Genomic DNA, 26,110 nt, shown 5'->3' on the forward strand with positions numbered 1-26,110 from the left:
CTGTTATGATTTTGAGCTGTCGATTCGATTCGATCCCGCCTCGGAGATGAAATGGATAAATTCATACGGTGGAATGGTCTGATGGACGATTCCCAGAAGCGGAACTTCTTGATGAATCTCCTGCTGAACTGAAGTCGGATTGCAGGCAAAAAGGTGATGCGTTGTTCCATCGGTTCGTATATAACCGAAGATCGGTTCCTGGAAGAATGGATAAAATTCACCATGGGTGAATATTGGATCGCTCTGCCGGAGTCTGATGGCAGCCTGATACATCGCCAGGACTTCCTGATCTTCCCGGCCCCAGGGGAAGGTCGCTCGATTATGGGGATCCCGTTCTCCCTGGAGGCCGGCTTCATCGCCGTAGTAGATGCAGGGTACACCCGGCAGCGTCAGCAAAAGATGCACCGCCAGGCGCAGCAGCACATTGCTGTTGAACTCGGTCCGGATTCTGCGCGTGTCATGAGTACCCAGGGAGTTTAAATTGGAATAGAAGGCTTCCCTGGGGTAATTTTCTTTTAATGACATGAGGATGCGGTAAATATCCTCTGCCCGGATCTGCCCGTTCAGATACCGTATGATGGAGTCCTTCATCGGATAATTCATGACGCCGTGGAGTTCATGTCCCAGGAAATATTCCCGCCGAGTGGAATAGGCAATTTTATTGGAGGCATCTTCCCAGACTTCTCCGATCAGCACCAGCTCATGACTGTTGTCCAGCCGGTCCATCGCCTGTCTGATTCCCCGGATAAAGAAATCCGGCAGTTCATCCGCTACGTCCAGCCGCCATCCCCTGACCCCCATCCGTAGCCAGTAAGGCACCACCCCGTTTTCATCATTCATAATGAAATGCTGATAACTGGGACTGCTTTCATTGACATTGGGAAGGTCTGTAACACCCCACCAGCATTCGTAGCTCGAGGGGTACTGGCGGAAGTTATACCAGTCAATATATGGAGATTTCAGGCTCTGAGACGCCCCAGTGGTGTCATAGGTCCCTCTGGCGTTGAAGTAGCGGGAATCATCCCCCGTGTGGTTGAAGACTCCATCCAGGATCACGTTGATCCCTTCCCGATTCAGTTCTTCCATCAGTTCCGAAAACATCTCATTGGTGCCCAGCATCGGATCAATTTTATGATAGTCTCCGGTGTCATAGCGATGGTTCGACCGGGCTTCAAAGATAGGATTCAGATAGATTCCCGTGATTCCCAGGCCTTTGAGATATCCCACCTTTTTTCTGATGCCTTCCAGATTTCCGCCGGAAAACTCCCAGCGCTCGATTTCACCTTTGGTGTTTTTCACATAGCAGGGGGAGTCGTACCAGTTGGCATACAAAAAGCTTCCCGGCTTTGGATTGGAGATGCGGCCATCGTCATTGCCGTTGAAAAATCGATCCGGGAATATCTGATAAAAAATGGCGTTCTTATACCAGTCAGGAGCCGGTCTGGTATATTCATGAACCGTAATCTGAAAGGGCCGCAGGCGAAACTCCTGCTCGTAGGGGACTGCCAGCCCGCCCAAAGCATCATGACTGTTGCCGAAAAAGGTGGTATGACCCTGGATACTGACGGAAAACCAGTAGAACCATAATCCGGTAGCATCAGGAACAAGGGTGGCAGTATGGCTGCCACCCGCCCGGTTCATGAGGAGCGTTCGTACCTGTTTCTCCCCCGCTTTTTCATGGTAGTAATTCAGGTAGCAGGTCACCTGATTCAACGCTCCGGTCTGAATTTCAAATCCGATGCTGGTATCCGGCGTCACTGCCCCGAAGGGATTTTTACAGTTTAGATCATGTGAATTGAAATAAATCTCATGGAGACTGCTCATATATTATCCTATCGTTCATAGCTTCTGGTTCCCCAGATTCCCACCGCATACTGACGGACCGTATTGTCCGCGGAAAACGCGCCGGAGGAAGAGATGTTTTCAATGGACATCTTGTTCCAGACGAACCGGTCCTTATAAAGGTTGTTGATTTTAGCCTGGGCTTCGACATAGGAATCGAAATCCTTCAGCAGGAAATACTCATCGTTGTAATCCACCAGGGAGCGGAAAATATCCCAGCCTTCCGTCTGGATTCCGGGAATAAACCCGTTGGTTAAGGAATCCAGCACTCGTTTGACATTCGGATTGGAATTGTAGATATCTCGGGCGACATAGCCGCCATTGCGGTAATAATCCAGGACTTCGTGCTCATTGAGTCCGAAAATCACGATGTTGGGGTCCCCTACTTCCCGCAGAATTTCAACGTTGGCTCCGTCCAGCGTTGCCAGCGTGACAGCTCCGTTCATCATGAACTTCATGTTGGAGGTGCCCGAGGCTTCCTTCGTGGTTGTGGAGATCTGTTCGGAGACTTCCGTTGCCGGAATGATTTTTTCCGCCAGAGTCACGCCGTAGTTTTCCAGGAAGACGACTTTAATCAGGCCTTTCACCCTCGGATCGTGATTAATCTGCTTCGCCAGGCTGTTGATGAACTTAATGATCTGCTTGGCGTAGAAATATCCCGGGGCTGCCTTGGCCGCAAACAGAAACGTCCTGGGCTGCATGGTGAAATTTGGATTCTCCAGGATCTCATGATACAGGTGCAGGATATGCATCGCATTGAGCAGCTGCCGTTTGTAGGCATGAAGCCGCTTAATATGGACATCAAAAATGGAGGACGGATCCACCTGAATCTGGTTGGCTGACAAAATGAAGCGGGCCAGGTGTTCCTTGTTGTGGTGCTTGATTTTCTCCACTTCTTCCTGGACTTGAGAATTGCGCTTGTATTCCTTGAACAATTTCAGATCGGAGGGGTTGCGCCGCCAGGATGTGCCAATGGTATCATCGAGGAGTTCGGAAAGCTCTTCGTTGGCCAGCATCAGCCAGCGCCGGTGCGCGATGCCATTTGTCTTGTTATTGAACTTGTAGGGATACAGCTTATAAAAATCTTTCAATTCCTGCTTCGTCAGTATATCGGTATGAAGCTTGGCGACACCGTTAATGGAGTGGCTACCGAAAATGGCCATGTGAGCCATCCGGACCTGTCCATTTCCGATTACCGCCATGGAATCTACCAGAACCGGGTCCTTTGTCTTCTGCAAAATCTTGCGGCGCATTCTCTGATCAATGGCTTCAATAACCAGATAGATCCGCGGAAGCAGATTCTTCATCATGTCCAGCGGCCACTTTTCCAATGCTTCGGACATGATCGTGTGATTGGTGTAACTCATGGTTTTCTGGGTAATTGCCCAGGCGTCTTCCCACTCCAGCTTCTCCTCATCCAGCAGAATTCTCATGAATTCAGGAATGCACAGGGCCGGATGGGTGTCATTGATGTGGATCGCCACAAATTCATGGATGGTATGAATGGGTTCGCCCAATTCCTTAAATCGCCGGATGATATCCTGAACACCGGCTGACACAAAGAAATATTCCTGTTTCAACCGCAGCAGACGTCCTTCGTAATTGGAATCATCCGGATAAAGGGCTTCGGATATTGCTTCAATGCTCCGTTTGCGTTCCAGTCCGGAATGAAAACCGGTCAGATCGGTCGAAACCGAGCCGGTGGCCAGATAGGGTTCTTCCGCGGACCAGAGCCGCAGTGAATTTACGGTTTTATTCTCATATCCGATCATGGCCGTATCATAGGGTACTGCCAGAACTTCCTCATAACCATTGTGATGGCATTTGAGGGATCCGTCCGCCTGAGGTTCCATCCAGGCATCGCCGTAGAATTTCACGGTCAGCGCTTCATCCGATCGCCGATATTCCCAGACATTGCCGTCCCGCAGCCAATTTTCAGGCAGCTCGACCTGATAGCCATTCACGAACTTCTGCCGGAACAGTCCGTATTTATAACGGATTCCCATGCCGGATCCCGGAATTCCCGAGGATGCCATGGAATCCATAAAACAGGCTGCCAGTCGGCCCAATCCCCCATTGCCCAGGCCGGGGTCCACTTCATAGGCCTCGATCTTCTCCAGATCCAGTCCCAGTTCCCGCAGTCCCGCCTTAGCGGTTTCCCGGATACCTAAGTTAAGCAGGTTGCTGCCCAAAAGTCGTCCCAGGAGAAACTCGATGGAAAAATAGTAGGCCTGCTTTTCTTTATATTGCTTGTACTTTTTCTGTGTTTTCGACCAGTTCTCTGCCTGGTACTCCTTGACCAGGGATCCCAAGGTCTGGAACAGCTCATAATCTGAAGCCTCTTCCAGCTCCACTGGGAATTTTCTCAACAGTGTCCGCTTGAAGTCATCTTTGAACTGTTGTGTCGTTAATTGCATCATTCGTTACTCCATTCCTGTGATATCGCGATAAATCGCCTCATATTCACTGGCTGACCGAAGCCAGCTGTGATCCGCCGCCATATCCGCGCGCACGATGTCCTGCCAGGCATTTTGGTCCTGGTAAACATACAATGCCCGATAGACGGCATCTTTCAGATCAAAGGCATCATAATTCGCGAAGGTAAAGCCAAGACCTTTTTTTGTATATTGGTTGTACGGGATGACAGTATCTGCCAGACCGCCGGTCTCCCGGACAATCGGCACCGTCCCATAGCGCATGGCAATCATCTGAGTCAGACCGCAGGGTTCAAACTGGGACGGCACAAGAATCATATCACATCCAGCGTATACGCGCTGAGCCAGCCCCAGATCAAATTTAATCTGACTGGAGATCTTCTCGGGATACTGAAATGCGAAGTAGTTGAACATATCCTCATACTTTCGTTCTCCGGTTCCGACAACCACCATCTGGAGTTCCTGATTCAGGAGTTCTTCCAGACCTTTAGCAAGAATATCAAACCCTTTCTGGTCTGTCAAACGGGAGATGATTCCGATGAGCGGAACCTCTTTTTGCGGCAGTCCCAGTTCGTCCTGCAGAGCCCGTTTGCACAGTTTCTTGCCGGAGAGGTCCTTCAGGGAATAATTGAACGGAATAAACTGATCCGTTGAAGGATCATTGATTTTCGTATCGATGCCGTTAAGGATGCCGGTCAGTTTGGAATCGATCCGGCTCATCAGTCCATGAAGTCCCTCGCCATAGAAGGGGTATTTGATCTCCCGGGCGTAGGTGGGAGAAACGGTTGTCACCCAGTCCGCGTAATTGATTCCGCCCTTCATGTAATTGACATTGCCATAGTATTCCACTCCGGTATCGACCATGACAGAATCACCTACAGACAGGAGGTCACCCAGTGCTTCAAAAGGGAAAATCCCCTGAAATTTCAGGTTGTGGATCGTCAGGACGGTCTTGATGTCCTGATATGCTTCGATCCAGGAATACTTGACTTTGAGGAGGAGCGGAATGATAGCCGTATGCCAGTCATTGCAATGAAGGACATCCGGAATAAACGAGATCTTCTCCATTGCTTCGATGACAGCCTGGGAAAAGAAGGAAAACCGCTCGCCATCGTCAATGTAGCCGTAAGTGCCTTCCCGGTCGAAATAATACATGCTGTCGATGAAATAGTAAGTAATCCCGTCGATTTTTAAGCTTTCGACCCCGCAGTACTGCTGGCGGTAGGATACATTCACCGTAAAGTGGGCCACATGCTTCATTTTATCCCGATAGCGGGAAGGGATCTGAGTATATTTCGGCAGAATCACCGCCACTTCGATTCCTTCTTCTTTCAGCGCACGGGGCAAGGACCAGGCGACATCGCCCAGTCCTCCGGTTTTTATGAAAGGATGACATTCTGATGTGACGAAAAGTACTTTCATGGTGTTTCCCTTTCCTTAAATCACTGAATCTTTGACCAGAACCAGCGGATTTTTTTCGGTTCCGGACATGATCTGTCCTTCTGACACGATGACATTTTTATCCGCAATGCAATTCTTCAGGTTCGCACCGGCTTTGATGGTTCCGTTTTGCATAATGATGGAGTTTTCAATCCGTGCCCCTTTTTCAACAATGACCCGACGGAACAGAATGGAGTTCACTACTTCCCCTTCAATTTCGCACCCATTCGCGATCAGAGAATTGGTGACGTTTGATTCCGGTCCGTAGTATGAAGGATTTTCGTTCCGAATCTTCGTATTGATCTTCGTGCTGCCATAAAACAGATCCATCAGGTGCTTCTCATTAAGCAAATCCATATTGGAGTTGTAATAATTGCCGATGGATGAGATGAAGGCGATAAAGCCCTTGAATTCGTGACCGCGGTAATTGTAGAGCCGGGCCGCGTCATGGAGAACCTCCCGCATATAGACAGAGCCGCCGCTGGAGACGGCATCCTCAATCAGTTCCTTGAGCAGGCTGACTTTGAGAACATAGATCTCCGTGGACACCTTGGTCATCTCCGTCGTATTCTGACCGGCTCGCTTGACAATCTTAATGCCGAACGAACGAACTTTGCCATCGTCATCGGTATTTACTACATAGGCATTGTTATAGTAGGGATCGCAGGAGTCGTAATTCTTATAGACCACCGTTACGTCAGCCTTGGACTCGACATGGGCGTCCACCACTTCCTTCAGGTCGATGTTCATGACCATGTTGGAGCCGGCAATGACTGCATACTCGCAGTTTGACTTGTCCATGATATCGATGTTGTTGTAGTAGTTCATGATGTCGCCCTTGAGATCATAGCTGTGATCGGGCGTGGAGTGCAGCGAGAAATAGAAGATACCTCCGGACATGCGGTCCATGTCCCAGGGCCTGCCGGAGCGGATATGGTCCATCAGGGACCGTTCCTTGTCCTGCAGATAGATGCCGATGGTGTCAATGCCGGCAGCACTCATGTTGGAGAGCACAAAGTCGATGATTCGATAACGCCCGCCAAACGGAATGGCTGCCACCGGTCGATGTGCCGTCAGGGATTTCATCTGAAAATCAGGTTCCACCAGATTGATCAGGCCTAAGACCCGGTTAATTTTAGCCATTATTCTGCACCTCCTACGACACTGGATTCCGCAACCACCTGAATGGTCTGACCATCGCCTATGGTCTGCCCGTCGGCGATCCGGCAGTTTTCACCGATCATCGCCTTGTTGATGACACAGTTGTCCCCGATGACCGTATTAGACATAATGATGGAATCCTTGACCAGGGATCCTTTGCCGATCCGGACGCCCATGGACAGTACAGAATGGCAGACTTCGCCGTGAACAATGCAGCCTTCAACGATCAGTGATTCCCTCACTTTGGCATCACTGGTGATATACTGCGGCGGCATCGTATGATTGACCGAGTAAATTCTCCAGGACTGATCCTGAATTTTCAGCTCGGAGTCTGGATCGATCAGATCCATATTAGCTTCCCAGAGCGATTCAATGGTTCCAACGTCCTTCCAGTAGCCCTTGAAGGGATACGCCACGACCGCCTCCTGATCCTTGATCATACGGGGAATCACGTCATGACCGAAATCAATCATGCCATCGCCGTTTTCGTCCTTGATGGTGAGATATTTCTTCAGCGCGTCAAAACTGAAGATGTAGATGCCCATGGATGCCAGATTGCTCTTGGGTTCCTTCGGCTTTTCCGCGAACTCGGTGATGAACATATTCTCGTCGGTTGCCATGATGCCGAATCGGGAAGCTTCGTCCCATGGCACTTCAATGACGGCAATGGTCAAAGCGGCTTTCTTTTCCTTATGGAAATTCAGCATCTTTTCATAGTTCATTTTATAGACATGGTCACCGGACAGAATCAGGACATATTCCGCGTCCACGGCTTCGATGTAGGGCAGGTTCTGATAAATGGCATGAGCCGTCCCCTTAAACCATTTTTCCTCAGTCGCTGAGGCAAAGGGCTGGAGAATGGATACGCCGCCGTCCCTTCCGTTCAGGTCCCAGGGGCTTCCGTTTCCAATATGCTCATTCAGAATCAGCGGCTGGTACTGAGTCAGGACCGCGGCCTTGCGGATTTTAGAATTGGCACAGTTGGACAGGACAAAATCAATAATTCGGTATTTTCCACCAAATGGAACGGCTGGTTTGGCCAGGTTCCTGGTGAGAGGACCCAGTCTGGATCCCTGGCCACCGGCCAGGATCATTGCGAGCATCATATCCTTCATGCTAACTCCCTGCTACCTTGCCTTCCTGTGATTCCTGCAATTACCGGCAGTGCCGGTCTTAAGTTCCGATCCTGGAGCTGACCGTACGGTAGCGTATCCTTTCTGTCTGTATTTTGTGCTCCTTTGCAGGGAAAGACGAGTAAGTTCTTTCTTATGTTGATCTGATTTCTTTTGATCCGAATTTTTTGATCTGATCAGTTTTTAATGTCTATGCTGCGTCTGCGGTCACCTTTGAGAGCAACCGGCCGAATGATTAAACCCGACAAAGAGGGACTGATGACTTCGATATAGTAAGGCATGCCGTCGGTCTCCCCCTTTTTCGATTCAAACCGGCCCTGAGTTTCATTCCAGACGCCGCCGAACTCCCGCAGTTCCGTATTGATGACTTCTTCATAAACCCCCTCATAAGGGACTCCGATTCGGATCCCCTCGAGTTGGGCATAATCAAAGTTGAACAGGCATACCATGAAGTCCTTCTTGCGGCCGCCCCGGCGCAGGAACTTAACCAGGCACTGGGGATTTTCAACATCCAGAATGTCGATGCAGTCACTTTCCGTTTCATTCTCATACAGGCACCGTTCGCGGCTGTAGAGCTGATTCAGCTGCCGCATCAGGTTCTGAGCCCCGGCGTGCTTCTCATTCTGCAGCCCAACCCATTCCAGTTCTGTATAGTAGCGCCATTCCATCCACTGGGCAATGTCATTGGTCATGAAGTTTAATTTTTTGCCCGGATGCATGAACATATAGCTCATGAGCAGCCGGAAGCCGGCGAACTTGTTGTAGAGATCCATCGGCTGTTTTTCCACCAGGGATTTCTTGCCATGCACCACTTCATCATGGGAAAAAGGCAGGATGTACTTTTCCTTGAAAGCATACATGAAGGAGAAATTCAGAAGCCGCTGGTTGAAAACCCGATGTTCCGGCAGGATTTCGATATAGCGCAGAATATCGTTCATCCAGCCCATATTCCATTTGTAATGGAAGCCCAGGCCCCCTTCTTCCACCGGCTCCGTCATGCCGGCATAAGCCGTGGACTCTTCTGCCATCATGAGCACCCCGGGGAAATGAGCTCGGATAACCGTGTTGAGCTGCTTCAGGAACTCCAGGGCGGCCAGATCGGTATTTCCGCCCTGTTCATTGGGGATAAAGCTCTTTCCGGCATAGTCAAGGTAAATCATGGAAGAAACCGCATCCAGCCGCAGGCCGTCGACGTGGAATTCGTTGATATAGTACCAGGCATTGGAAATCAGAAAGCTTTGCACTTCGTGCTTGGAGAAGTCGAAATGCATCGTTCCCCAGCCTTCGTTGTAAGCCTTGTTGTAGTCCATCGGCTCATAGGTGGCCGTGCCATCAAAGTAGCGCAGTCCGTGTTCATCGGTCACATAATGGCTCGGTACCCAGTCCAGAATGATTCCAATCCCGGCTTGATGCGCCGCATCAACAAATTCCCGGAACATCTCCGCTGTCCCGTAGCGGCTGGTCGGTGAATAGAATCCGGTGACCTGATAGCCCCAGGACTCATCATTGGGATGTTCCATGATGGGCATGATCTCGATATGGGTGTAGCCCATTTCGCTGACATAGGGAATCAGCCGTTCCTTCAGTTCTGAATAGTTGTAGAAGCGCCCGTCCGGATGACGCATCCACGACCCCAGGTGAACCTCATAGATGCTCAGGGGATTCTTGTAGGGATTGAACGCCCGCCGCTGACGCAGCCAGTTGGCATCATGCCAGGTCATGGGCTGCAGTTCAGAGACTCGGGACGCTGTCCCGGGACGCACTTCACTGGCAAAGGCAAACGGATCCGATTTCAGGACCACCTTGCCGTCATGATGGAAGATCCGGTATTTATACAGTGCCCCTTCCACATCACCGTCCACCCGACCTTCCCAGATGCCGGTATCCTCCTGGCGAGCCATGGGCTGGCCCCCCCAGTGATTGAATTCACCGGTCAGTTCAATGTGCGCGGCACGGGGAGCCCAGACGCGGAAAACCCAGCCCTCGCCCTCGCGGTGCGCTCCGAGGTAGCGGTATGCCTGGTAATTTTCGCCCTTGTTGAACAGATATCCCGGATCCACTACGGGACCCGCCTTTGCAGGTACTTTACTTCTTTTGTTGATCGTCATTTTCTCTCCTGTTGGAATCAATTCAATGAATTCCAGTCGAAATTGATTTCATTTTTTCAATAGCAAGTGCGGTTTACTGTTAATTCAAATTATTAAAACCTCTTAACAATATAATAACAAAAAAGACTTGGATTAGGGTGAATCCAAGCCTCCAATTGAGATGATTTTATACAAATTTAACGTTTAAAGGCCGATTGACTGTTCATTATTGTTCGAATCCCCCACCCCGCCGCCGGAAACGGTCCCAACCGCTTCCCAGTCAATCGTGCGCTCTGCTTCAGACGCATTGAAGGTTCCGCCTTGTTCCCGGATGAAAACCTCCATATCTGGGGGCACCGGTGCTTCCAGTCGAATCCATTCTTTGGTCATGGGATGCAGAAGTTCCAGTCGCCAGGCATGGAGCAGCTGACGGGGACGCTCGCTCAGCAGGGGCCCGCCATACAGTTCATCCCCCACCAGGGGGTGTCCCATGTGGCTGGCGTGCACCCGGATTTGATGGGTTCGACCACTGCCCAGGACAAACTTGACCAGGCTGAAGCCGGAAAATTCGGTCAGCACTTCATAATGAGTCAAACTGGGCTGACCCAGCTCGTGGACGCAGCGGCGATGATCGTCCGGATCTGGCCAGTAGATCGGACCGTCCATCGTTCCTTGTCGGTGATCCCAGATTCCTTCCGTAATGCCAAGATAGGTCTTAACAGGCTTCTCGCCTCCCCGGTAGCGGGCAAAGGCGGAATGAGTAAACTGATTTTTTGCCACCAGAACCAGTCCGGAGGTGTTCATGTCCAGGCGTGAAACCAGTCGGACAATGGCCGGGTCGTGATGTTCCTTAAAGTGCCAGAGCAACCCGTTGGTCAGGGTATCGTCCTTATGATTTTTCGTCGGATGCACTACCAGGAAGGGCGGTTTGTTCACCACGATGAGACTGGAATCCTCATAGACAATAGCCAGGTCCATGGGAACTTCCAGCATATCCTGGCTCTCCTCCCGGTCCAGATTAATCCGAAGGAGTTCCTTGCCTTGAATCCGGTAATCCAGATGGACGCTTTTGCGCCCAATGTAGATCTGACGGTCCATAGCCAGCCGCTTGATGTTGCGGCCGGACAGCTTCAATTCGTCCCGCAGGAAATCCCTCAGTCGTTTTCCCTGGTATTTTTCGTCCACTTCAATCCGAAGGACATTTCTTGGTCTGGTTTCTTTCGGTGTTGCCATGCCTGCTCAGTTCCCTCCCTGCGTCCAGTGTGTACGGACAGATCTCTGCTCCCCGCTGCTGCAAATAACTGGCTGCGTGCCGCAGCGCCGCCAGGCAGCCTTCGTCCAGGCCCAGCTGAGATGCCTGACGAATCTCCTCCACGCCCGGAAAGTGGCGGCCCGGCTCGATATAATCGGCCAGATAGATTATTTTCTCCAGGTCCGACATGCCGGCCCGCCCCGTCGTATGATACCGCAGGGCATTCAACAGATCCGGATCGGTCACTCCGAAGCGGTCTCTGGCAGTTATGGCTGCTGAAAAAGCATGCCAGACTTCCCGGTAGGGCTTAATCAGCGCCAGGTCATTCGACCCTTCTGCCGCCAGCTGCTGCCAGAGCCGCTCCGGATTCTGCCCCTTGTCTGCATCATGCAGCAGGGCTGCCAGACGGACTTTTTTCAGAAACATTCGGCGCTGGGACCGCGACTCAAAGCACACATGAGCCTTTGCCAGCTGTTCGGCTGTGTGTCGGGTGTTCAATGTGTGCTCGTAGCGCCGTTTATCCAGATTATTCTTCAGGTATCTCTTGATGTCTTTCGTCCTGCCCATCGCATTGATCCTCATACGGTCCGTTCCAGCAAACCCGGGGACAAGCCGGATCATTACTCGTTGATTTCCGAGCCGGCTCCACCGGGTTCCCTTGGGATAGCTTCCCCAGCGGTCTCTGGAGTCTCTGCAGTCTCTGGAGTCTCTTCAGTCAGTGCCGTCTCTTCGGCCACTTCGATCATTGGTTCTGCCGTCTGATACAGACCCTGCTCATGAATATACTGGTAGACAGCCGGATGCAGGAACGACCGGTGGGGGCGTCCCGACGCCACCCGCTGCCGAATGTCGGTCGAAGAAATCTCCAGCTCCAGGGAATCAATCAGCGTGACATGTCCGCCCTGGGACCGAATCCAGTCTGCTGAAGCCATGACTTCCTCCCGGCGATGACCGGGTCGGTCAAAACAGACCAGGTGGGCCAGCCGCAGTATTGTTTCAGGCTGCTTCCAGCTTCTGAACTGAGCCATTGAATCCCCTCCCATGATGAAATAGAGCTCATCCTCGGGATACTGTTTCTTCAATCGGGTGAGGGTCAGCCAGGTGTAGCTGACCTGAGATTCTTTGATTTCCATATCACTGACTTCCAGCCGGTCATAGTCTCTGGTTGCCAGTTCTGCCATGGCCAGGCGGTGGCTGGCCTGGGTGACTCCGTCATCTTTATGGGGTGGATCCCCATTGGGAATCACCAGAAGCTGATCCAGATCCAGCAGCTCGGCACACTCTTCCATCAGATAGCAGTGAGCAACGTGGATAGGATCAAACGTTCCGCCGACGATGCCCCGCTTCATTAGGGCAGATCAATATGCCGGTTGGCCTTCTCTTTGGCCTGGCGATAGATCACCAGCTTGTTGCCAATGGCCTGAACTCCTTCGCAGCCCAATTTGGCGCAAATCTGTTCCGAAGCCTCCCGGGCTGTCATGTCAGCGCTTTCCAGCACGCTGATCTTAATCAGTTCCCTCTTTTCCAGGGCCTGTTCGACCTGGGTCAGAAAGTTAACTTCAATTCCGTTCTTGCCGATCTGGAAAATGGCATCAAGGCTGTTGGCCAGGCCGCGCAAATAGGCTCTTTGCTTTGTTGTAATCATGCTGTTTACCTCATAAACTCAAATTCAAAGTCCCGCATGCGTACCATATCTCCGTCCTGAATGCCACGGGCAATCAGGTCATCGATGACGCCTTTGTTGCGCAGAACTTTATGGAAATAGCGCATGTGATCGGGATTGTTGATGTTGGTTGAATCAAGAATTCGCTCCACGAAGGATCCGGATACAACATAAACGCCGTCTTCGTTGACCTCGATTTCGTAAGTGAAGTGCTTGTCCTCCGGAATGTACATGTCTTCGGGACCATAAAGATCCGGCTGGGGCGGCGTGATCGACAGAAGCTGAGCCGCGTCTTTCATGAGCGCTTCCAGTCCGATGCTGGCGCCGGCACTGATCAGGTGAATCCGGTCATAGCCTTTCGCCTTGACATACTCTTTGAATTCCTCGAACTGACTGTCCGCTTCCATCATGTCCGCTTTATTGGCGACCACGATCTGCGGGCGCGCAGCCAGAATCTCGGAATAACTTTTCAGCTCTTCATTGATCTTGTCAAAATCCTCAATCGGATTGCGGCCCTCGGATCCGGAAATATCCACGACGTGGATCAGGATTCGGGTCCGTTCGATGTGGCGTAAAAACTGCAGTCCCAGGCCAACGCCTTCACTGGCTCCCTCAATAATACCGGGGATGTCTGCAATCACAAAGGGTTCAATTCCCTTGAGGCTGACGACGCCGAGATTGGGCGACAAAGTCGTAAAATGATAATCGGCAATTTTGGGCTGAGCCTTTGAAACCATGGACAAAATCGTGCTTTTCCCGACATTGGGGAAACCGACCAGTCCGACATCTGCCAGAACCTTAAGTTCCAGGATGACTTCCATTTCTTCGCCAGGCATGCCGGGTTCGGCAAAATCTGGTGCCTGCCGGGTGGGCGTGGCAAACTTGGCATTGCCTTTTCCGCCTTTACCGCCTTTGAGCACCGTGATCCGCGTGCCGTGTTCTTTCATGTCCGCAATGATCTTCCCGGAGGTCTTTTCCTTCAGGACGGTACCCACCGGTACCTGAATGACAACATCGGCTCCGACTTTGCCATAGCATTTGGCTCCAGAGCCGTTCATGCCATTTTCGGCCACATATCTGCGCTTGTACTTGAGGTCCAGCAGAGTGGTCATTCCCTCGTTCGCTTCAAAGATAATGGAGCCGCCGCGACCGCCGTCACCGCCATCGGGTCCGCCGAGCGGGATGTATTTTTCTCTTCGGAACGAAATCGCTCCGTTTCCGCCATTGCCTGATTTCAAATAGACGCTGGTGTAATCAATAAACATATTCATTGTGATCAACCTTCCTTTACTCTTCATTATACTAAAGGAACACCCCTGCCACCGAGCCTGTCCCTGACTTTCTTAAATTATTCACCATTGGACGACTCCGCGCGGACCAGGTTATGATCCAACGTGCCTGAAACAAAGAAAGACCTGCACAAGGCAGGTCTTTCTTTTCCCTGAAAAGCGCCCTACTGGACTGCTTCCTGTGTTTCCTGTTCTACTCTGGGATAAACACTGGCTTTCTTCTTATCTTTGCCAAGTCTCTCGAATCTCACGATGCCGTCAACCGTCGCAAATAAAGTGTCATCCTTGCCTCTGCCCACGTTGGTACCGGGATGGATCTTGGTGCCTCTCTGGCGAACCAGGATATTGCCGGCCAGTACGAACTGTCCGTCAGCAGACTTCACGCCAAGACGCTTGGATTCAGAATCACGTCCGTTCTTGGATGAACCTACTCCCTTTTTATGAGCAAAAAATTGCAGGTTAAGTATAAGCATTGTGTTACACCTCCTCTTCTATGAGTGTAATATTTTCTTCGTATTGTGTTTGAATTGCTAACAGTCCAAGTTTCAATGTCTCCATTAAGACCTGGGCTTTCGCCACATTTGCTTCAGCAGGATCCTTCAAACTGAATGAAAAATAACCGCCATCGGATGCCATGTCAAGATCCAGCGGGATCCCGAGCACGGTTTCTAATCCATTGTAAGTCATCATCAATTGAGCCGTCACTGCGCTGCAGACGATGTCCTGTCCGTGATCAGCATATCCGGCATGCCCTTCATAGGTAAACCCTGTGATGCCGCCGTCTGATCGTTTCATTGTGACAGTGATCATGGCCTATGCCTGGATCTGTTCAACTTGAAGCTTGGTATATGGCTGTCTGTGACCCTGTTTTCTTCTGTAATCTTTCTTAGCCTTATACTTGAAAACAATGATCTTCTTTGCTTTGTCCTGAGCTAACACTTTGCAAACAACTTTAGCTCCTTCAACGGTTGGTGAACCAACGGTAATCCCATTGTCACCGGCAATTGCCAGTACATCAGTCAATTCAACGGTTGAATCAACATCAGCAACCAACTTCTCAACGTAAATCACGTCGCCTTCGGAAACTTTGTACTGTTTGCCGCCTGTTTTTAATACAGCATACATAATCGGAAAAACACCTCCTCTTATCAGATACTCGCCATTCCGGTACACCTGAGTGTTTATAAACCGTTACTGTGCGGCCTTACCGAATAATATTATCACAACGCAATGCAGATGTCCAATATAATTTTCAGAACCTTCGATAGTTCCGAATTGCAGCTTAAAGTGAATGACTTTTTAAGCTAAGCCAACATAAATGTAGTTTCATTCTGGATGGTGTCTTTTCCCTCGACGGGGCCCTTCGGTCAGGGTTTGACCAGTCCGGGGGAAGGATTTTGCAGTAATCCCATCACGCTCAACTTAAGATTGGCACGACTTTGACCGTATCAACATCACGCCGAAATTCCCAGCGAATCTGATAGTCGGGATAATCCTGCGTGATCAGCTGCTCCAGGGCCTGGCGCTCCAGCGTATAGATCGGATCCAGTGTAATTTCAAACTGCTTCATAGACCATGCGGGATCATCCAGTTTGATTCGGATGAGTTTATATAGATACGTGGGAGAAACCGGCACTTTCCTTGTCCCTTCCCGAGAAAACAGAAACTGATTGACACTCTCCCCTCGGCGGCGGCGTGCAATCTGCATCAGTCCAAGCTCTGTCAGCGGGTAGGCTTTGGTCAGAGGACGCATTGATTCCGTCAGTTCGCTTGCAGTCTGCCACAGTCGCTGGGCGTCTGCTTCCCGTTCCATTGCCACAAAGTCAATCACAATGATTCCTGAGAGACTGCGCAGTTCGATCTGTTCCAGGGATGCTCGCAGAGCGGTCTGATTCAGCTCATAGGCACTCAGTCGATGGCCCTGACTGCCGCGGGCCGCGCTGTTGACATCAATGGCTGTCAGGGCTTCAGTCTCTTCAATGACCAGCGTTCCGCCCCCCGGCAAGGCTACAGTTTTATGCCGCAGGCGATCCACGGCCTGCTCCAGGCCGTGACTGGCGAAGAGGTGGACAAAGTCTGGATACTCTGTCACAACATAGCCCTGCTGGCGAAGCGACGCTGAAATAACAGGGTCGTTGGAGTGGATCATATCGACCCCATCCTGCAGCAGGTCTTCCAGGTATCCCAGATCGCGATAGAGGCGTCCGGGCACCAGGGTTTGCTCCGCCTGATCCAGGATCTGACGAAGGCGTTGGGCCACCCCCTGAACTCGCAGGTTGAGTTGATGCGGCTCAATGTTCAGAGAACCGCTGCGATAGAGGATGTGGAACCCCGGAACTTCCGGAGGGGCACCATGAATTCGCTCAAATTCGGAACGATCCAGATTCCGGGAGTAACTGTGTCCCCGCCCGGCCATCACCACCAGATCCCCATCGGTCAGGGAGACACCCTCAGTAACCTTCGCGCCCTTTTTCCCAACCTGGGATCGGAGAATTTCTACGGGAAGCCGGTCGCCCACATGATACTTGCCCAACGCCTTGGGAGAACGCACATACAGGTAGGCATTACGGCCGGTGCCCAGATCGACAAACACGGCAGACTGAGCGGATGAGACATTCTTAATGGTGGCCTGATAGATGTCCCCTTCCAGCGGCTGTTGGGGATCCTTCAGCACCCGAAGAGCCTTCATGGCCCCCTCCTGAGTCAGGGCGATCCGTAAAAAGCCGTCGCGCTCGATGAAAAGCTGCCTCATCGGACATCTCCCAGGGATAGATACTGACCGTCCTTGTTCGTGTACATTTCCAGACGTTTCAGATGAATAAACCGATCCGGCGACAGACCCTCTGTATTTTCCCGCAGGTACTGAATCAGGTGATCCAGATTCAGGTGATTCCTGCTTCCGGCCATGGTCATGACCGTCAGCACCGTGAACCCCTGATCCCACGTGACCTCTGCTCCGGGCAGGATCATCGGCCGCAGATCCTTTTCCTTTTCGATCCCTTTTTTATTTCTGGTCAGAACCGTCAGAGGTCCCGTCTCTTCAATAATCTGTTTGAGACGTTCCGCAAACGCTTCGGTCGATGGCATCCGGATCTGGGTCTTCACCGCGTCGAGCAGTGCCATGGGGGCCGGTGTCCACGGTTCAACCTGGATGACCTTGGGGTAATGGATCCCTTCCGGCGCGGATGCGTTCAGCGCATCCTGAACCGCCCCGGCTTCCGGAGCATCCAGCAGCTCAACGGTGATGTACTCCGCGTCGGATGACATTCCTACAGACAACGGCTGAGCCGAAGACATCAGCATATGGGGGTTGAAGCCTTTGGAGAATGCCATTTTCAGTCCGGAGCGCGACAGATTGCGCTGCAAAGCCTTTTGCAGGTCCAGATGACCGACAAATTTAATGGAATCAGCTTTGGTGTGCTGAATGAAGTAAACTGCCATTGAAGCAAATCCCCCTTCCGTAAGTCTCATTAATGCCGCACAGCGTGCAGCCATCGCGGCAGTCCCGTGTCGTAATGGCCGCTTTGGCCTTTTCATTTTCCGCGATGAGATATTCTTTTTTCACTCCGATATCGACGAAATCCCATGGCAGCACCTCATCGTAGGAGCGTTCCCGGAATGCGTAGAAATCTACGTCCAAGCCCGTCTGGTCAATGGCCTGATTCCAAGCCTCGAGATTGAACAACTCTGTCCAGCCATCCATTTTCGCACCAAGTTCAAATGCTCTCAGGATCAGATCGGAAACCCTGCGATCTCCTCTGGATACGACAGCTTCCAGACGGGAGAGTTCGGATTCATGCCAGGAAAACTGAATTGCCCGGGTCTTGAGGTGATGTTTGATTTCGTAGACCTTCTCCAGTACCCGTTCTCTTGATTCCTGCGGAGCCCACTGGAACGGCGTAAAAGGTTTGGGGATGAAGATACTGGTCGACAGATTGACCTTCAGCCCTTTTTGCCGCTGTTCTTTGGGAACCGCGTAATACTGACCGACAATCTTCTCCGCCAGTTCGGCGATGGCAATGGCATCTTCCGTTGTTTCATAGGGCAGACCGATCATGGTATAGAGCTTGATGGTGGACCAGCCCATGGAAAAGGCGCTGTAGGTCGCCTTGAGGATATCTTCTTCGGTTACATTTTTGTTGATAATGTCCCTCATTCTCTGGGAACCGGCCTCCGGCGCGAACGTCAGGCCGGTCTTGCGGATTTTCTGTATTTCATTGATCAGCTCCACGCCAAAGGCATCCACGCGAATGGATGGCAGCGAGACAGCGATTTTCTCATCCTGATATTTATCCACCAGCTGAGTGATCAGCCGTTCGATGTCCGAATAATCACACGTCGACAAACTGGTCAGGGAAATTTCTTCATAGCCCGTCTGTCGGATCAGTTCATCAGCCAGGGCCAGAATCGTATCGGATCGTTTTTCCCGTACCGGTCGATAAATCATGCCCGCCATGCAGAAACGGCAGCCTCTGGTACAGCCGCGGAATGTTTCTACCATGATCCGGTCATGGGTTGGCTCGCAGTAAGGAACGATGATCTGATCAGGAAATGAGACGGCGTCGAAATCCCGGATCAGCTGTTTTTGAACATGATCCGGTGCTTTGTCCCACAGCTTCACTCGCTGCTTAATCGTCCCGTCTTCCTGATAGGTCACATCATAGAAGCTCGGTACATACACTCCAGGTACCTGGGCCAGGGCTTGGAGAGTTTCCCGGCGGGTCGCGCCGTTCTCCTTGGCCTGACGACAGACCGACAGAACCTCATCCATCATGAATTCACCCTCACCGATTTCAAAGAAGTCAATGAACTGATGCAGCGGCTCCGGATTGGAAGCACACGGTCCTCCGGCCATGACCAGAGGGTCATGTTCACCCCGCTCGGCTGATTTCAGCGGAATTCCCGAAAGTTCCAGCATATTCAGGATATTGGTATAGCTCATCTCGTACTGGAGCGTGAATCCGACCAGATCAAACTCCTGAAGACAGGTGCCCGTTTCCAGTGTTGACAGGGCGATGCCTTCCTCCCGCATGATCGCTTCCAGATCCGGATTGGGGCAGAACGCCCGCTCACAGTAAGTATCGGGGCGGGCATTCATCGTGTGATACAGAATCCTTGATCCGAGATGGCTCATCCCGACCTCGTACAGATCCGGGAAGCAGAACGCAAAGCGAAGGTTTACCGTCTGCGGGTCTTTCCGGATCATATTCAGTTCACCGCCCGTGTAGCGGGCGGGTTTCTCCACCCGGAACAGGACATCATCGTCCAGCTTCCGGCTGGGATTTATTGTGAATTTCTTTTTCTCCAATGTGTTCTTCCTTATCTCTTTCTATTTTTCGAATCACTAAAACAGCAGGTCCGTCCATCCCTCGGGGATTTCTGCGGCACCAAACTTTTCCGCATTGCTGTCCGCCAGGAACAGCAGTGAATCATTCTATTTTAGCATATCAGGCAGGAATTGAAAAAAGGGACTTCCCGCAAAAGAAATCCCTCGGTTGATGAAATTGACTGATCCCGCGTGAATGATCAGCGCAGAAGCGGGCGAGGCGCGCGGCGGCGGCGATTTACATTAAGTACCACGCCCAGCGCCATCATATTGGTCAGAAGCGACGAACCGCCATAGGACACATAGGGCAGGGTGATTCCGGAGATCGGCATTATGCCAATCGTCATGCCGATATTCTGCAGAATGGAAAATAGCAGCAGTCCGAACATTCCCGCAGCAATGGACCGGGAGAAAATATCCGGGGACTTGCGGGCTATGACAATCAGCCGCCAGAGGACCAGGGCAAAGGCGGCCAGCAGAGCCATGGCTCCGGCAAATCCAAAGTTTTCACCGATGACCGCGAAAATAAAGTCGGTAAAGTTGACCGGGATCCAGTTGTAGTATCCCGGGTCCTCTGCTCCCATCATCTGTCCCGAACCAATGGAGATCCGGGCTGTATCGAGCTGGAAGGTATCATATCCGGAGGCATCTCCGGAGAGTGCGATAAACGCATAAATTCGGCTTCTCCAATGATCCGGAATAATGCTGGTGGACAGAGCACCGACAATTGCCGCCAGCAGCAGGGCGAATCCCCCGAAGATGACGCGGAGCTTCAGTCCCATGATAAAAACGATGGACAAAACGATAAAGAACGACACCATGGTCAGGCCCATTTCCGGCTGAAGCATCATCAGGAACATCGGAAGCAAGGCGTATCCGACGACCAGGAGGAAATTCTTCGGTTCATTGATCTTTCCCTTGATATCCTCCATATTCTTGGCGGTGATCAAAAGAATCGACAATTTCGCCAGTTCTGCTGGCTGGATCGAGATCGGCCCCAGCTGAAACCATCCGGAGGCGCCGCCTCTGGATTCGGTAAACAGCACGGAGATCAGCAGCAGATTGATGAACCAGTAAAAGTATGGAATCAGCGGGATTACCCGCTTGTAGTCCAAGGCATAAATGATGAAGAGCACGACCAGGCTTACGGCCAGAAAGATCAGCTGCAGCCGAACGTATCGAGTGCCGTAATTTGCCTGGGTGGAAATAAAGATATTCCGGATTCCGAAAGCCACAATGCCCATTACCGTAAAGAACAGGATAAAATCCAGGTAAAGCAGATCGCGCAATCGAAAGTGGAATAATCGTCGAATGAAACTCATGAATTGCTATCTTCCTTTCCCGAAATTCTTGAAAAATCGTCTGATGTTTGAGAGAACTCCGGATCCCGCCTGCTCAGTCTCAACTGGAGCAGCTGTCCCTTCCGGCAGTTCCGGATTTTCTTCTTCTATGGTGGTGTCAACGTCCTCATCCGAATCAGCTGCCTGCTCCTCAATTCGCTCATTGATTTGCTCCAGGCTGGTTTGCACTGACTGATCCAACTCTGCCAGATTCCCCCGATTCATCTGAATACGAAGCGCAGGATTCCATGGGATTGCCCCAAGATAGTCTTCCTCCACCAGATCAAATACTTCGTCCAGGTCTGCCAGGTCTGCCGCATCAGCCTCTTGCAGATGGCTGATGACAAAGCGGCAGCGAATACCGGCCTGCCGAAGGCGCCCCAGGAGACGATCTGCCGACCGCAGAACTTGATTGTCCTGGGTCAGAACAACAATCACTTCCATTGGATTACCGGCCAGAAAATGAATGGCGTCTTCTGTTGGAACCCCCCAGTCGATGATCAGGTCCTGTTGCTCGATCCCCAGAAACGGGGGCAGCTGCGCTTGGATTTCCTCTGCTTCCAGACGGATCCGGCGGCAGTTTTCAGCCCATGCTACGGCCTGTTCGGTCAGGTTCTCCGCGGATTCCGGCATCAGATGGTCTGTTGCCGTATAGATGTCAAGGGAAGGGTCTGGCGCGGCATCCACCAGGATCATCGGACGATTCAATGAGCGAACGTTTGCCAGGAGGACTGCCAGGGTACTGGAGCCGACGCCCCCTTTGGGTGCCAGGATCGAAATATTCATAATGAGCTCCTTTGTATCGTACACTGCGTTATCACACATGATGCCCAGGTATGGCTTCTATCATCGGTGGTTCGGGAAAAAGAAAAACTGCTTGCGCAGTCTTCAAGTCAGCCTGGTTTTCCGCACATTAACCAGGTACAGGCGTCGGATCACCAGGAGGAACGGAAGTCCCAGAACCAGCACCATCAGACTCAGGAGCGGGATTGGGCGAAAGGTCTGAGGCAATCCGGTCAGAGCATTGATTCCATAATGAAGCGTATACCGCAGAAATGCAGCTCCCGCCATCACCACTGCCATCAGTAAATTTTTCTCCTGACGCAAATAGGATTTCCCCATATGCATGCCCAGGAAGACATACAGGTTCAAAAGCATATTCAAGCCAAACAGGTGGGTGGAATAAAGGTCTCCCAGAAAACCTGTGACCAGTGCCATGAAGATGGCATCCCATTCATCTCCCACAACAGCCATGGCCAGTCCAAAGGTAAACGTCAGAGGCAGTGCTACTCCGTTCCAGCGGAATCGGGCCAGCTGAGTTTCCAGAAAAAACAACAGGATCGTAACTAATAAGAGTTTAAATTTTTTCCGCATCAGTATGTCAGATCCTCCATGTTCTGGGGCAGCACAATATAGAATTGCTCTGTACCGTTAAATTGGACCACCGGTCGGACCACGGCGGTTTTCATCAGTTTTCCCCGGTCCTCCGCAACGGATTCAATCTTGCCTACGTAGATGTCCGGCGGGTAATACCCGCCGATTCCGGAAGTGACAATGTCATCTCCCGGTTTGATCGCTGATTCGAGGGACATTTCAGTCAGAATCGCCATATTGGATCGCCCCAGAATGGATGTACCGGACAACATTCCTTCAAATTCGCGGGACCCGGCTGAGATGACCGATACTTTCACATTCTCCGAAGAGATAGTTTCCAACAGGGAATGGTGGTCAAACACTTCCGTGATCTGTCCTGCCAGTCCTTCATAGGTGATCACGACCATGCCTTTGCGAATTCCGTCCTTCGTACCCTTGTCCAGGGTGTACGAAGGTGAAAGCGGCGAGAGCGAACGGTTGATGACATTTGTACCGATGTACTGATACTGGCTGTGGCGGTCCTTGAACTGAAACATGGCTTTCAGTTCAATATTCTCTTTCTGAATCTGGTCAAACTGACGAATCTTGGACTCCGTTTCAGCCAGCTTTTGCTTCAGTGATTCATTTTCCTGACGGACCTCCTGAAAGTGAAAATAAAAGTCGATGAACTCTTCCACTTTGATATTGGCCATGTAGCCGATCCGCTGAACCGGGTTCAGAACCAGTCCGGCCGTTCCGGAAACCGGACCATGACTTTTGGTCAGTTCCGAATAGGCCATAAGGGCACATAAGAGGACCGTGATCACCGCTGTCGCGATGACTAATTTCGGTTTCTTGAATTTTCTCATTTGAGGTTTCGCACCAGATCGTCAAAGCGGTTCAGCGCGATTCCCGCCCCCACCACGACGCAATCCAACGGATGATCCGCGATGAAGACAGGCATCTTGGTTTCCTTGGAAATCAATGTGTCGATGCCACGCAGCAGCGCGCCTCCGCCGGTGATGGTGATTCCGCGGTCCATGATGTCGGCAGACAGTTCCGGCGGTGTCTTTTCCAGGGTTGTAACAATGGCTTCAACGATGGTCGAGACCGGATATTCCAGGGCTTTCGCTACATCCCCTTCCGTAACTGTTATATCTTTGGGCAGGCCAGTATCCAGATCACGGCCTTTCACTTTCATGGATTTCTCGTAATCGAGCTCCGTATAGTTATGGTCGTCTTCCTCTTCTTCAAACTTATAGGCGGTACCCAGGTTGATTTTGATGTCTTCTGCCGTACGCTCTCCAATCAGAAGATTGTACTGCTTGCGAACATAGGAAATGATTGCCTCATCGAGCTCTTCCCCGCCGATCCGGAGCGACCTGGAAATAACAATGCCGCCTAAGGAAATTACGGCCACTTCCGTTGTACCTCCCCCCAGATCCACTACCATGGTTCCCAGCGGATCAAAGACCGGGAGTCCGGCTCCCATGGCCGCGCACAGCGCGGACTCCATGAGCAGGACATCTTCCCCTACCGATTCCTCCACCGCGCGCATCAGGGCGGAACGCTCCACCTGAGTCACGCCGGCGGGATGGGAGACAATGGCCCGGGGATTGGTAAACGCTGTTTTGGCTACAGACTTTTTAACCAGATACCGCAGCAGTTCACAGGTTCGGTCAAACTCCGCTACAACTCCGTCTTTAATCGGCCGCACTGCAATCATATTGCCGGGAGTCCGGCCGATCATCTTGCGGGCTTCTTCTCCGACAGATTCCACCTGGTCCAGTTCCGTATTGTAACACACTACGGTGGGCTCACGAAACACGATGCCCTTTTCCTTGACGTAAACCAGGGAATTGGTCGTCCCCAGGTCAATTGCTAATTCACTGTTTTTCTTGAAAAATTTCATCGAATGCTCCTCTAAAAGTAACCTTTCTCCTTCAGGCTGATGAATCGACCGTCTCCGATGATCAGGTGGTCCAGCAGCTCGATTCCAACGATTTTTCCGGCTTCTTTTACTCTTCTGGTTGAATTGATATCATCCCCCGAAGGAGTGGGATCTCCTGAGGGGTGATTATGGATCAATATAATGCTGGCTGCGCTGCGGCGGATCGCATCCCGGAATATGTCCCTGGGATGAACGATGGATGAGGACAAGGTCCCCACCGAAGCATCCACTGCAGCCGTCACTATATTCTTGGTATTGAGAATCAGGACCTTAAGAATTTCTTTTTTGAGGTCCCTCATTTCGTTCATGACAAGGTCAGCCGCATCCTTCGGACTGCTGACCCGATACTCATCGCCGGAGCGAAAATTGCGGTAACGCTTGGCCAGTTCTGCCACAGCCAGGATCTGTGTTGCTTTGACTGCTTTGATCCCACTGTGCTGAGTCAGCTCATATAAGTCCGCTTCCAGCACGCCGTTCAGTCCGCCAAAATCCTTTAACAGACGAGCCGACAAATTGAGGATACCGTCCCGGGCGGTTCCGGTACGCAAAATCACTGCCAGCAGTTCGGCATTGGACAAAGACTGTGCCCCATATTTTTCCAGTCGTTCCTGCGGTCTCTCCTGCGCAGGCAGGTCTCTGACACGTTGTTCCATCGAAATCTCCTGATTGATTGAGATTTCCCCAGTATCTTAAATTACACCCAGCTTTCTGAATTCTTTATACAGCCGGGCCACGGGCAATCCTACGACGGTGTAGAAATCTCCCTCGATAAAATCAATGAACGGCGCAGCTGCGCCCTGTATGGCATAGGCTCCCGCTTTTCCCCGAAAGTCACCCTGTTCCAGATAGGATTCGATTTCTCCGTCCGTCATCGGCGCGAAACAAACCCTGGTTGCGACCTGATCGATAACCTTGATCTCCTGGGTTGGGTTGAGAATAGCAAAGGCTGTCATGACCTCATGGACCCGTCCCTGAAGCCGCTGAATCATTTCCCTGGCTTCTGCCCGATCTTGTGGTTTATTCAGGATCAGCCCATCAATCACTACAATGGTATCGGAGCCAAGAATCAGATCATCCGGGTATTTTTCAGAGACAGTTCTGGCTTTCTGATAGGCCAGTTCCTTGCAGTAATGAATTGGATCTCCGTTGAAAGAGACCTCCCTTTCCTGAAAATCCGATGGGATTACGAGATAATCATCCGTCAAATATTTCATCAGTTCCAAACGCCTTGGAGACTCAGATGCCAAAATGATATTCATGAAAGATTCCTTAACTACTTGATTATTTGAGTGCAATCACTCTTATACATCTTACCATTGGCATTATTTAGGTTCAACAGTTCCCGGGAACCGTCGGGAAATTAACCTGATCCATTTCATCAGCCACTCCCATGCCTAACCTCCTTCATTATGACCTTGAAGAACCGCTTCCATACATTACTCCCATCACTCAGGAGGAGAAAGACTGCATCAGTTCTGTTTCCGACCAGGGCACTTAATTCAATGGGAGGATCGTTCTGTCGCAGTACTGTATTCCATTGGAATGTGTATTTTGCACGACACCATATACTCTTCATCTCAGTCGATTCACCTGATCTGAGCATATGCTCTTCATCTCTCTCCTGATACGAGCATTTCCTCATGCTCTTCGGTTTTACTCCTGTTCCTCTTTTCTCACCAGGTTTTCTTTTTTCCACCCCAGCTTGGTTATGCTCCAGCTCTGAATATTTTCTCCTAACCAGCGTTTTTACTCCTCCGGTGAGGATGTGCTTTCAATGGACTGATCTATTGCATCTGCTGGTATCCTCACCAAAAGCAAAGCAATGCATAACGAGCCGT

General features: G+C 51.2%; 25 protein-coding genes. All 25 read right to left on the minus strand.

Annotation, left to right across the window (positions count from 1 at the left end):
- Positions 1 to 3 precede the first annotated feature (3 nt).
- Positions 4 to 1,824 (minus strand): glycoside hydrolase family 13 protein, encoded by a 1,821-nt coding sequence (locus tag P6M73_RS09690; RefSeq protein WP_277852856.1) that lies wholly within the window; start codon positions 1,822 to 1,824, stop codon positions 4 to 6.
- Positions 1,825 to 1,832: 8 nt separating this feature from the next.
- On the minus strand, positions 1,833 to 4,262 hold the full coding sequence (locus tag P6M73_RS09695) for a glycogen/starch/alpha-glucan phosphorylase (protein ID WP_277852857.1): 2,430 nt from the start codon (positions 4,260 to 4,262) through the stop codon (positions 1,833 to 1,835).
- 3 nt (positions 4,263 to 4,265) lie between these two features.
- Positions 4,266 to 5,699 carry a glycogen synthase GlgA gene (gene glgA, locus P6M73_RS09700; protein WP_277852858.1) on the minus strand — a complete coding sequence of 478 codons (1,434 nt, stop codon included), beginning with the start codon at positions 5,697 to 5,699 and terminating at the stop codon, positions 4,266 to 4,268.
- Positions 5,700 to 5,714: 15 nt separating this feature from the next.
- Positions 5,715 to 6,860, minus strand: a complete 1,146-nt coding sequence (gene glgD / locus P6M73_RS09705) for a glucose-1-phosphate adenylyltransferase subunit GlgD (RefSeq protein WP_277852859.1) — start codon at positions 6,858 to 6,860, stop codon at positions 5,715 to 5,717.
- Positions 6,860 to 7,993 carry a glucose-1-phosphate adenylyltransferase gene (locus tag P6M73_RS09710; protein ID WP_277852860.1) on the minus strand — a complete coding sequence of 378 codons (1,134 nt, stop codon included), beginning with the start codon at positions 7,991 to 7,993 and terminating at the stop codon, positions 6,860 to 6,862. Before P6M73_RS09710 ends, glgD begins: the two co-directional genes overlap by 1 nt.
- 194 nt (positions 7,994 to 8,187) lie before the next feature.
- Positions 8,188 to 10,119: a 1,4-alpha-glucan branching protein GlgB gene (glgB, locus tag P6M73_RS09715; protein WP_277852861.1), complete on the minus strand. Its 1,932-nt coding sequence runs from the start codon at positions 10,117 to 10,119 to the stop codon at positions 8,188 to 8,190.
- A 183-nt stretch (positions 10,120 to 10,302) separates the two neighbouring features.
- Positions 10,303 to 11,331, minus strand: coding sequence for an RluA family pseudouridine synthase (locus P6M73_RS09720; RefSeq protein WP_277852862.1), 1,029 nt, complete (start codon positions 11,329 to 11,331; stop codon positions 10,303 to 10,305).
- On the minus strand, positions 11,285 to 11,917 hold the full coding sequence (gene yqeK, locus P6M73_RS09725) for a bis(5'-nucleosyl)-tetraphosphatase (symmetrical) YqeK (RefSeq protein WP_277852863.1): 633 nt from the start codon (positions 11,915 to 11,917) through the stop codon (positions 11,285 to 11,287). Before yqeK ends, P6M73_RS09720 begins: the two co-directional genes overlap by 47 nt.
- A gap of 53 nt (positions 11,918 to 11,970) precedes the next feature.
- Complete coding sequence (gene nadD, locus P6M73_RS09730) at positions 11,971 to 12,699, minus strand: nicotinate-nucleotide adenylyltransferase (protein ID WP_277852864.1); 729 nt, start codon at positions 12,697 to 12,699, stop codon at positions 11,971 to 11,973.
- Entirely contained in the window at positions 12,699 to 12,995 is a 297-nt protein-coding gene (gene yhbY, locus P6M73_RS09735) for a ribosome assembly RNA-binding protein YhbY (protein ID WP_277852865.1), read from the minus strand. Before yhbY ends, nadD begins: the two co-directional genes overlap by 1 nt.
- A gap of 5 nt (positions 12,996 to 13,000) precedes the next feature.
- Positions 13,001 to 14,278 (minus strand): GTPase ObgE, encoded by a 1,278-nt coding sequence (gene obgE / locus P6M73_RS09740; RefSeq protein WP_277855757.1) that lies wholly within the window; start codon positions 14,276 to 14,278, stop codon positions 13,001 to 13,003.
- A gap of 188 nt (positions 14,279 to 14,466) precedes the next feature.
- Positions 14,467 to 14,775: a 50S ribosomal protein L27 gene (gene rpmA / locus P6M73_RS09745; RefSeq protein WP_277852866.1), complete on the minus strand. Its 309-nt coding sequence runs from the start codon at positions 14,773 to 14,775 to the stop codon at positions 14,467 to 14,469.
- A gap of 4 nt (positions 14,776 to 14,779) precedes the next feature.
- Complete coding sequence (locus tag P6M73_RS09750) at positions 14,780 to 15,112, minus strand: ribosomal-processing cysteine protease Prp (protein ID WP_277852867.1); 333 nt, start codon at positions 15,110 to 15,112, stop codon at positions 14,780 to 14,782.
- A gap of 3 nt (positions 15,113 to 15,115) precedes the next feature.
- Positions 15,116 to 15,427: a 50S ribosomal protein L21 gene (gene rplU / locus P6M73_RS09755; RefSeq protein ID WP_277852868.1), complete on the minus strand. Its 312-nt coding sequence runs from the start codon at positions 15,425 to 15,427 to the stop codon at positions 15,116 to 15,118.
- Positions 15,428 to 15,719: 292 nt separating this feature from the next.
- Positions 15,720 to 17,054, minus strand: coding sequence for a ribonuclease E/G (locus P6M73_RS09760; protein WP_277852869.1), 1,335 nt, complete (start codon positions 17,052 to 17,054; stop codon positions 15,720 to 15,722).
- Entirely contained in the window at positions 17,051 to 17,743 is a 693-nt protein-coding gene (locus P6M73_RS09765) for a TIGR03936 family radical SAM-associated protein (protein ID WP_277852870.1), read from the minus strand. Before P6M73_RS09765 ends, P6M73_RS09760 begins: the two co-directional genes overlap by 4 nt.
- Positions 17,709 to 19,610 (minus strand): TIGR03960 family B12-binding radical SAM protein, encoded by a 1,902-nt coding sequence (locus P6M73_RS09770; RefSeq protein WP_277852871.1) that lies wholly within the window; start codon positions 19,608 to 19,610, stop codon positions 17,709 to 17,711. Before P6M73_RS09770 ends, P6M73_RS09765 begins: the two co-directional genes overlap by 35 nt.
- A 218-nt stretch (positions 19,611 to 19,828) precedes the next feature.
- Positions 19,829 to 20,950 carry an FtsW/RodA/SpoVE family cell cycle protein gene (locus tag P6M73_RS09775; protein WP_277852872.1) on the minus strand — a complete coding sequence of 374 codons (1,122 nt, stop codon included), beginning with the start codon at positions 20,948 to 20,950 and terminating at the stop codon, positions 19,829 to 19,831.
- Between the two features lie 6 nt (positions 20,951 to 20,956).
- Complete coding sequence (locus tag P6M73_RS09780; protein WP_277852873.1) at positions 20,957 to 21,754, minus strand: hypothetical protein; 798 nt, start codon at positions 21,752 to 21,754, stop codon at positions 20,957 to 20,959.
- 102 nt (positions 21,755 to 21,856) lie between these two features.
- Positions 21,857 to 22,342, minus strand: a complete 486-nt coding sequence (mreD, locus tag P6M73_RS09785) for a rod shape-determining protein MreD (protein WP_277852874.1) — start codon at positions 22,340 to 22,342, stop codon at positions 21,857 to 21,859.
- Positions 22,342 to 23,190 carry a rod shape-determining protein MreC gene (gene mreC, locus P6M73_RS09790; RefSeq protein ID WP_277852875.1) on the minus strand — a complete coding sequence of 283 codons (849 nt, stop codon included), beginning with the start codon at positions 23,188 to 23,190 and terminating at the stop codon, positions 22,342 to 22,344. The genes mreD and mreC overlap by 1 nt, the downstream gene beginning before the upstream one ends.
- The gene (locus tag P6M73_RS09795; RefSeq protein ID WP_277852876.1) at positions 23,187 to 24,233 is read right to left on the minus strand and encodes a rod shape-determining protein; all 1,047 of its coding nucleotides are present in this window, start codon (positions 24,231 to 24,233) and stop codon (positions 23,187 to 23,189) included. The genes mreC and P6M73_RS09795 overlap by 4 nt, the downstream gene beginning before the upstream one ends.
- An 11-nt stretch (positions 24,234 to 24,244) precedes the next feature.
- Positions 24,245 to 24,925 carry a RadC family protein gene (gene radC / locus P6M73_RS09800; protein ID WP_277852877.1) on the minus strand — a complete coding sequence of 227 codons (681 nt, stop codon included), beginning with the start codon at positions 24,923 to 24,925 and terminating at the stop codon, positions 24,245 to 24,247.
- A gap of 36 nt (positions 24,926 to 24,961) precedes the next feature.
- A complete protein-coding gene (locus P6M73_RS09805) occupies positions 24,962 to 25,531 on the minus strand; it encodes a Maf family protein (RefSeq protein WP_277852878.1) in 570 nt (189 codons plus the stop codon).
- 119 nt (positions 25,532 to 25,650) lie between these two features.
- A complete protein-coding gene (locus P6M73_RS09810; protein ID WP_277852879.1) occupies positions 25,651 to 25,968 on the minus strand; it encodes a hypothetical protein in 318 nt (105 codons plus the stop codon).
- Positions 25,969 to 26,110 lie beyond the last annotated feature (142 nt).

Origin of the sequence: Anaerococcoides asporogena (assembly GCF_029590275.1) — a bacterium.
In the GTDB taxonomy this organism is placed as follows: Bacteria; Bacillota; Clostridia; order Clostridiales; family Clostridiaceae; genus JG1575.

Coding starts and splice junctions, on each gene's coding strand:
- P6M73_RS09690 (WP_277852856.1), bottom strand. CDS start 1,824: ATGAGCAGTCTCCATGAGATTTATTTCAATTCACATGATCTAAACTGT.
- P6M73_RS09695 (WP_277852857.1), bottom strand. CDS start 4,262: ATGATGCAATTAACGACACAACAGTTCAAAGATGACTTCAAGCGGACA.
- glgA (WP_277852858.1), bottom strand. CDS start 5,699: ATGAAAGTACTTTTCGTCACATCAGAATGTCATCCTTTCATAAAAACC.
- glgD (WP_277852859.1), bottom strand. CDS start 6,860: ATGGCTAAAATTAACCGGGTCTTAGGCCTGATCAATCTGGTGGAACCT.
- P6M73_RS09710 (WP_277852860.1), bottom strand. CDS start 7,993: ATGAAGGATATGATGCTCGCAATGATCCTGGCCGGTGGCCAGGGATCC.
- glgB (WP_277852861.1), bottom strand. CDS start 10,119: ATGACGATCAACAAAAGAAGTAAAGTACCTGCAAAGGCGGGTCCCGTA.
- P6M73_RS09720 (WP_277852862.1), bottom strand. CDS start 11,331: ATGGCAACACCGAAAGAAACCAGACCAAGAAATGTCCTTCGGATTGAA.
- yqeK (WP_277852863.1), bottom strand. CDS start 11,917: ATGGGCAGGACGAAAGACATCAAGAGATACCTGAAGAATAATCTGGAT.
- nadD (WP_277852864.1), bottom strand. CDS start 12,699: ATGAAGCGGGGCATCGTCGGCGGAACGTTTGATCCTATCCACGTTGCT.
- yhbY (WP_277852865.1), bottom strand. CDS start 12,995: ATGATTACAACAAAGCAAAGAGCCTATTTGCGCGGCCTGGCCAACAGC.
- obgE (WP_277855757.1), bottom strand. CDS start 14,278: ATGTTTATTGATTACACCAGCGTCTATTTGAAATCAGGCAATGGCGGA.
- rpmA (WP_277852866.1), bottom strand. CDS start 14,775: ATGCTTATACTTAACCTGCAATTTTTTGCTCATAAAAAGGGAGTAGGT.
- P6M73_RS09750 (WP_277852867.1), bottom strand. CDS start 15,112: ATGATCACTGTCACAATGAAACGATCAGACGGCGGCATCACAGGGTTT.
- rplU (WP_277852868.1), bottom strand. CDS start 15,427: ATGTATGCTGTATTAAAAACAGGCGGCAAACAGTACAAAGTTTCCGAA.
- P6M73_RS09760 (WP_277852869.1), bottom strand. CDS start 17,054: ATGAGGCAGCTTTTCATCGAGCGCGACGGCTTTTTACGGATCGCCCTG.
- P6M73_RS09765 (WP_277852870.1), bottom strand. CDS start 17,743: ATGGCAGTTTACTTCATTCAGCACACCAAAGCTGATTCCATTAAATTT.
- P6M73_RS09775 (WP_277852872.1), bottom strand. CDS start 20,950: ATGAGTTTCATTCGACGATTATTCCACTTTCGATTGCGCGATCTGCTT.
- P6M73_RS09780 (WP_277852873.1), bottom strand. CDS start 21,754: ATGAATATTTCGATCCTGGCACCCAAAGGGGGCGTCGGCTCCAGTACC.
- mreD (WP_277852874.1), bottom strand. CDS start 22,342: ATGCGGAAAAAATTTAAACTCTTATTAGTTACGATCCTGTTGTTTTTT.
- mreC (WP_277852875.1), bottom strand. CDS start 23,190: ATGAGAAAATTCAAGAAACCGAAATTAGTCATCGCGACAGCGGTGATC.
- P6M73_RS09795 (WP_277852876.1), bottom strand. CDS start 24,233: ATGAAATTTTTCAAGAAAAACAGTGAATTAGCAATTGACCTGGGGACG.
- radC (WP_277852877.1), bottom strand. CDS start 24,925: ATGGAACAACGTGTCAGAGACCTGCCTGCGCAGGAGAGACCGCAGGAA.
- P6M73_RS09805 (WP_277852878.1), bottom strand. CDS start 25,531: ATGAATATCATTTTGGCATCTGAGTCTCCAAGGCGTTTGGAACTGATG.